Annotated in this window: 7 protein-coding genes and 1 pseudogene; all 8 read left to right on the top strand. The window is 73.1% G+C overall.

Going from position 1 to position 6676, the window contains the following annotated elements; genetic code table 11:
* A pseudogene (locus G3I40_RS39100) lies at nucleotides 1-464 on the top strand (hypothetical protein); the annotation flags it as partial.
* Nucleotides 465-531: 67 nt separating this feature from the next.
* Nucleotides 532-957, top strand: coding sequence for a phage tail protein (locus G3I40_RS39095; RefSeq protein WP_164559567.1), 426 nt, complete (start codon nucleotides 532-534; stop codon nucleotides 955-957).
* A gap of 58 nt (nucleotides 958-1015) precedes the next feature.
* The gene (locus tag G3I40_RS39090) at nucleotides 1016-1738 is read left to right on the top strand and encodes a LysM peptidoglycan-binding domain-containing protein (RefSeq protein WP_164559566.1); all 723 of its coding nucleotides are present in this window, start codon (nucleotides 1016-1018) and stop codon (nucleotides 1736-1738) included.
* Complete coding sequence (locus G3I40_RS39085) at nucleotides 1735-3561, top strand: VgrG-related protein (RefSeq protein WP_164559565.1); 1827 nt, start codon at nucleotides 1735-1737, stop codon at nucleotides 3559-3561. The genes G3I40_RS39090 and G3I40_RS39085 overlap by 4 nt, the downstream gene beginning before the upstream one ends.
* Before the next feature lie 103 nt (nucleotides 3562-3664).
* On the top strand, nucleotides 3665-3985 hold the full coding sequence (locus G3I40_RS39080) for a PAAR domain-containing protein (RefSeq protein WP_164559564.1): 321 nt from the start codon (nucleotides 3665-3667) through the stop codon (nucleotides 3983-3985).
* Nucleotides 3982-4404 (top strand): GPW/gp25 family protein, encoded by a 423-nt coding sequence (locus G3I40_RS39075; RefSeq protein ID WP_164559563.1) that lies wholly within the window; start codon nucleotides 3982-3984, stop codon nucleotides 4402-4404. Before G3I40_RS39080 ends, G3I40_RS39075 begins: the two co-directional genes overlap by 4 nt.
* Entirely contained in the window at nucleotides 4404-6368 is a 1965-nt protein-coding gene (locus G3I40_RS39070; RefSeq protein WP_164559562.1) for a putative baseplate assembly protein, read from the top strand. The genes G3I40_RS39075 and G3I40_RS39070 overlap by 1 nt, the downstream gene beginning before the upstream one ends.
* Nucleotides 6365-6676 (top strand): phage tail protein (locus G3I40_RS39065; protein WP_239092200.1); only part of this gene is annotated, 312 nt, incomplete at its 3' end. The genes G3I40_RS39070 and G3I40_RS39065, both read left to right, overlap by 4 nt.

Raw genomic sequence — 6676 nt, 5'->3', positions numbered from 1 at the left:
CGCAAGGCCAACTGCCGACCGTACAACCGACGTTCGGACCCCCCTCCGGCCTCCTCGCGCGACAGGAACCGGACCGGGCCGCGCCCGCGGTACGCCCTCTGGCGCGCGTCGTCCAGCGGGACGGCGGCACTCCGGCGAGCGGCGGCGGCGCCCCGGCGGCCGCCTCCATGTCCACGGCGGGAACACAGACCACGGCGTCGACCTCGACCTCGACCACCTCCACGTCCACCTCCACGTCCACGTCCACGTCCACGTCCACCGCCACGTCCGCATCCACTTCCCCGTCATCGGGCACGGCGGCGAAACGGACCACGGCCTCCGCGGGTACGCAGACCTCCCCCGCCCTCGGTGTCGACCTGGACGACCTGGCCCGCCGCCTGATCGAGCCGGTGTCGCGGCTGTTGCGCACCGAGTTACGGCGCGGCAGGGAGCGGACCGGCAAGCCCGCCGACCGCCGCCGCTGACCCGGCCCCGGTGCCCGACGGGCACCCGGCACGAGCCCCGCACGAGGAACGGACGACGGACGGACGCATGACGGACAACATCTTCGCGACGAGCGTGTTCTTCCGGCTCGCCATCGGCGGCAACGACCTGGGCGCCTTCCACACCTGCTCCGGCATGGGCGCCGAGGTAGAGATGGAGAGCTATGCGGAGGGCGGCAACAACGGCTTCACCTGGCAACTACCGGGCCGTGTCACCTGGTCGAACATCACGCTCACCCGACCCGTCACCCAGGACACGGCGAAGATCGCCCGCTGGCTCGACGAGACGCTGCGCCGGGTCGAGCCCAAGGACGGCGAGATCGTCGCCCTGCGGCCCGACCTGAGCCGGATCATCAGCTGGCAGGTCTACGGCATCGTGCCCGTCCGCTGGCAGGGTCCCTCGTTCGACCCGGCCAACTCGGCGCCCGCGGTCGAGACCCTGGAGATCGCCCACGAGGGCCTCTCCCCCTCCTGACCCGCCCGCCCGCCGGCGGCGAGAACGCCGCACCACCTTCGGAAAGGAACCGCACGTCATGTCCCCAGCGGGCCGCGCCAGCCGCGCCAGGGCCCAGCTCACCCTGAAGGAGCCGCCGACCTCGGTCGGCGCCCGGCCCGGCGGCACGATCGCGCAGCTGAACCTGCAGTTCAACCCGTCGACGCTCGCGCTGAGCAAGTCCACCGAGTGGCGGCGCACGCCGTCCCGGATGGCGGGCGAGTCGGCGCTGCCCGAGTTCGTCGGCAGCGGTCCGCGCACGCTGAGCCTCGACGTGTTCCTGGACGCCACCGCCAAGCACGACAACGCGGTGGAGCAGGCGGTGGAGAAGCTGATGAAGGCGTGCGTGCCGACCCCGGCGAGCCTGGGGCGCAAGAAGCCGGCCAGCCCCTGGGTGCGGTTCGAGTGGGGCACCGCGCGGACCACGTCGTTCGACGGGGTCATGTCGAGCCTGTCGGTGTCGTACACGCTGTTCGACGTGGACGGAAAGCCCCTGCGTGCCACGTGTTCGCTGTCCATCGAGGAGGCGAGCGTCGATCCGCCGGGCCAGAACCCGACGTCGGGCGCGCGCACCGCACGCAGCACGCACACGGTCGTGGCGGGCGACAGCCTCGCCATGCTGGCCTGGCGCGAGTACGGGGACGCCACCGCCTGGCGGGCCATCGCGGAGGCCAACGAGATCGACGACCCCATGGCGCTCGTCCCCGGTACCGAACTCGTGGTGCCGGGCGTGCGGGACGCGTGGGACGAGGAGGAGTCGTGACGGCATCCGAGGCGCGCGACGGGCGGTCGTTCGCGGCCGACCCCGTCGTCGAGGCACCCGGTGAACTGCCGCCCGCCTGGGCGGCGCAGCTGGTGAGCTGTGTGGTGGACGAGAACGTGGGCCTGCCGGACATGGCGGTACTCACCTTCCGGGATCCCGATCACGAGTTCCTCGGCAAGACCGGGATCACCATCGGCACCCCGCTGCGGGTCTCGGTGGTGACCGTGAAGGGACGTGCCCGCGAGCGCCTGTTCAACGGCGAGGTCACGGCCCTCGAACTGGACCGGGACAGCACCGGCACCTTCACCGTCGTACGGGCGTACTCCAAGACGCACCGTCTGCAGCGGGGCCGCAAAGTGGTGGCGTACCGCAACATGACGACGGCCGCGATCGTGCGCAAGGTGGCGACGGGGGCGGGGCTCGCCGTCGGGAAGGTCGAGGCACCGGCCGTCACGCACACGCAGCTCTCCCAGGCCAACGTGTCCGACTGGGAGTTCCTGCAGTACCTGGCCGGGGAGAGCGGCGCGCTGGTGCGGGTCGACGACAAGGGCGTGCTGCAGTTCACGCGGCCGGTGAAGGCGTCCGGGGCGCCCGCGCCGTCGACGTCGGCGACCACCGATCCGATGGTCCTGGAGTACGGGCGCAATCTGCTGGCGCTGCGCGCCGCCCTGACGACGGCCGACGCGGCGTCGAAGGTGCAGGTGCGCGGCTGGGACGTCACGACGAAGCGGGCCGTGGTCGCGGAGCAGGCGTCGACGGTGAGCGGCACGGTGGTGCCGGGACTGAGCCCGACGGCCGTGAACCGGTTCGGCAGGGCCACCCAGCTCACCATCACCGACACCCCGTACCGCACGCAGGCCGAGGCGATGGCCGTGGCGCGGGCCAACGCCGAGCAAGTGGCCTCCGGATTCGGTGAGTTGGAGGCCATGGTGGAGGGCAATCCGCTGCTGCGCGCGGGCAAGCCGGTCGCGCTCGGCAACGTCGGCAAGGAGTTCTCGGGGCGGTACACGGCGACGGCGGTGCAGCACGTGCTGGAGCCGCACGGCGGGTACCGGACCACCGTGTGGGTCAGTACGAGCCCGGACCGCTCGCTGACCGGTCTCGTCACCGGCGCCAGCGCGCCCGGCCGCGGTCCGCGCGTCCCCGGTCTGGCGATCGGCGTCGTGACGGACGTGCGCGAGGAACCGCGGGGCTCGGACCGGGGCGCGGTGCGCCTCAAGTTCCCCTGGCTGGACGACACGTACGTCACCGACTGGGTGCGCACGGTGCAGTGGGGCGGCAAGGGCGGCGGCGGCGTGGTCAGTCCCGAGGTCAACGACGAGGTGCTCGTCGGGTTCGAGCAGGGGCTGCTCGACAGTCCGTACGTCATCGGCGGGCTCTACAACGGCGTGGACAAGCCGTCGCCGCACGACGTGCCGCTGATCGACAAGACCAGCGGGAAGGTCAACCGCCGTTCCATCGTGTCGCGTTCGGGGCACCGGGTGGAACTGCTCGACGCTCCGGCGCCGGGCCCTTCGGGGCTGCGTCTGACGACCGGGGACGAGCGCCTCGAAGTGCGCCTCGACGACCGCAAGGACCGGATCGAGGTGACCGTCTACCGGGGCGCCAAGCAGGTGGCGAGCTCGCTCGTCATGGACAAGGACGGCATCACGCTCGACGCGGGGCGGGGCGAGGTGAACATCAAGGGACGCCGGGTGAACGTGGACGGCCAGTCCTCGGTGAACGTCACCGGCCGCAAGGTCGGGATCACCGGACGGACGGAGGCCTCGGTCGACGGCGGACTCGTCGGAATCCTCAAGGCCCGCCTCGTCAAGATCAATTGACCCCGTCCCGGCTCGCTCGGCCCGCCTGCGTACACCACGCCATCGACGCCACCACGTCACCGAGATCCGCCACCAGCCCGCCCGTCCCCCAACAGGAGCGTCCATGCCCGCAGCAGCCCGTACCGGTGACCCCACCAGCCACGGCGGCCGGATCACCACCCCGCCTCCCCCGTTCGCGCCGGCCGTGGTGACCGTGGAGATCGAGGGGCGCCCGGCCGCCGTCGAGGGCAGCCTGCACGTCTGCCCGATCGTGCCGCACGCGGCGCTCGGCCCGACCAACGTGGTCATGCCCAACCCGGCGGCCCTCGCCCGGGGAGCCGTCCTCATCGGCGGGCTGCCCGCAGCGCGGATGAACGACAAGACGGCGTGCGGCGCGCAGATCCTGCCGGGCGCGCTGACCGTGGAGATCGGGGGGCCGATGTGAGCGAGCGATTCATCGGGCGCGGCTGGGCGTTCCCGCTGCGCGTCGGGCCCACGGGCGGCATCGCCATGGTGGAGCGGGGCCGGGAGATCGAGGAGGCCATCCGGCTGGTGCTCGGTACGGCGCCGGGCGAGCGGCCGATGCGGCCCGAGTTCGGCTGCGGCATCCACGACTACGTCTTCGCCCCGGGCGACGGCGCCACTGCCGGACGGGTCGCGCAGCAGGTGCGCGAGGCGCTGGAACGGTGGGAGCCGCGGATCACCGTGGACGACGTCGTCGTCGCCTTCGACTCGGTGGACGCGGGCACGCTCTACCTCGACGTGCACTACACCGTGCGGGCCACCAACGACCGGCGCAACCTGGTCTTTCCCTTCTACACGATCCCCTCGGAGGAGGGGGCCGAGGAAGCGGTCGGCAACTGATGGCCCTGCCCTCCCCCAATCTGGACGACCGACGGTTCCAGCAGCTCGTCGACGAGGCGAAGCGGTACGTGCAGCAGCGTGCGCCCGAGTGGACCGACCACAACGTGTCGGACCCGGGCGTCACCCTCATCGAGACGTTCGCCTACCTCGTGGACCAGCTGCTGTACCGGCTCAACCGGGTCCCGGACAAGAACTACCTGGCGTTCCTCGACCTGTTGGGCATCACGCTGTTCCCGCCCGCGGCCGCGGGCGCCGAGGTCGACTTCTGGCTGTCGGCGCCGCAGCCCGAGACGGTGACGCTGTCGGCGGGCACCGAGGTGACGACGGCTGCCGGGGACGACGAGGCGGACACCGTGGTGTTCGCCACCACCGGTGAACTGCACATCGTGCCCAGCGAGTTGACACGCCTGGTGACCGCGCCGCGCAGCGGTGAGCAGACCGACAGGACCGGCGCGCTCGCCGAGGGCCTCGACGTGCCGTGCTTCCAGGCGGCGCCGGAACCCGGTGACGCCCTGTTGTTCGGGCTGCCGACGGCCGTGCCGCGCTGCATCGTCGCCGTCCGCCTGGACAGCCGCGTCGAGGGCGTCGGCGTCGACCCGCGCCAGCCTCCGCTGGTGTGGGAGGCGTGGGACGGCGGACGCTGGCAGCGGTGCGAGACCGGCGAGGACTCGACCGGCGGCCTCAACCGCCCCGGCGAGGTCATCGTGCACGTCCCCGCCGGGCACACCGCGTCGGTGATCGGTGGCACGCGGGCGGGCTGGTTGCGCTGCCGGGTCGTCGCACCGGAGCCGGACCAGCCGTTCTACTCCGAGTCACCCACCGTGCGCGAGGCCGCCGTGTTCACGGTCGGCGGCACGGTGCGCGCCGAGCACGCGGAGACGGTGACCGATGTGCCGCTGGGCGAGTCGGAGGGCGTCGCGGGACAGACGTTCCGCCTCGACCGCCCGCCCGTGCTGCTCGACGGGGAGCCACCGCAGGTGGAGGTGTCCTCGGCCGAGGGGTGGCTGCGCTGGGACGTCGTGGACCACTTCGGCCGCTCGGGCCCCGCGGACCGGCACGTACGAGTCAACGCCTCCACCGGGGAGTTCACGTTCCCGCCGGTGCTGCGCGAGGCCGACGGGACGCTGCGCGCCTGCGGCGCCGTACCGCCCAAGGGGGCCCAGGTGCGGGTGGCCCGCTACCGCACCGGCGGCGGCCCGGACGGCAATGTCGCGCGGGGCGCGATCAACGTGCTGCGCAGCTCCGTCCCGTACGTGGCACGCGTCGGCAACCGGGAGGCGGCGCACGGCGGTGTCGCCGGCGAGTCCGTCGCCAACGCCAAGCTGCGTGCCCCGCAGGCCCTGCGCATGCAGGAACGGGCGGTGACCGCCGAGGACCACGAGATCATCGCCCGCCAGGCGGCGCCCTCGGTGCGCCGGGTACGGTGCCTGCCCGCCGCGGAGGAACCCGGTGCGGTGCGGGTCCTCGTGGTGCCGGACGCGGTCGCCGACGAGGGCGACGACCGGCTGCGCTTCGAGCAGTTGATCCCCTCCGACCAGGTCCTCGCGACGGTCACCGCGGCCCTCGACGAGCGGCGGCTGATCGGCACCCGGCTCGTCGTGGAGCCGCCCGTGTACCAGGGCGTCACCGTCGTGGCCCGGCTCACCGCGCCGGGCGGCGACACCGACCGGGTCCGCGAGGCGGCCCTCGCGGCGCTGTTCCGCCATCTCAACCCGCTGCACGGCGGACCCGACGGGACGGGCTGGCCGTTCGGGCGGCCGGTGCAGTACGGCGAGGTGTTCGGGGTGCTGCAACGCGCCGTCGGCGACGTCCTGGTGGAGGACATCCGGCTGTTCGCTGCCGACCCGGTCACCGGACGGCGCGGCTCGCCCGCCGACCGCATCGACATCGGCGCGGGCACCCTCGTCTTCTCGTACCAGCACCAGGTGGTCGTCACCGCGGCGCAGCCGGAGGCCCGCGGATGAGCCGCGCGTCCGTGCCCGGTCTGCCCAGCCGGCATCCCATCGGTGAGCAACTGCCCGCCCTGTACGCCGAGGACGACTTCGCGCAGCGGTTCACGGCCGGGCTCGACACGGTCCTGGCGCCGGTGTTCGCCACGCTCGACAACCTGCCCGCCTACCTCGATCCGCGGGTGGCCCCGGCGGACTTCGTGGGCTGGCTCGCCTCGTGGGTGGGCGGCGCCGACGACCCGCGCAGGCCGCTCGAACTGCGCCGCGCGGCCACGGTCCGGGCCATGGAACTGCACCGCAGGCGCGGCACCGCGGGCGGCCTC

The organism is Streptomyces sp. SID14478, assembly GCF_010548525.1.
GTDB lineage: Bacteria > Actinomycetota > Actinomycetes > Streptomycetales > Streptomycetaceae > Streptomyces.
This window is presented reverse-complemented; position numbering and strand designations above follow the sequence as displayed.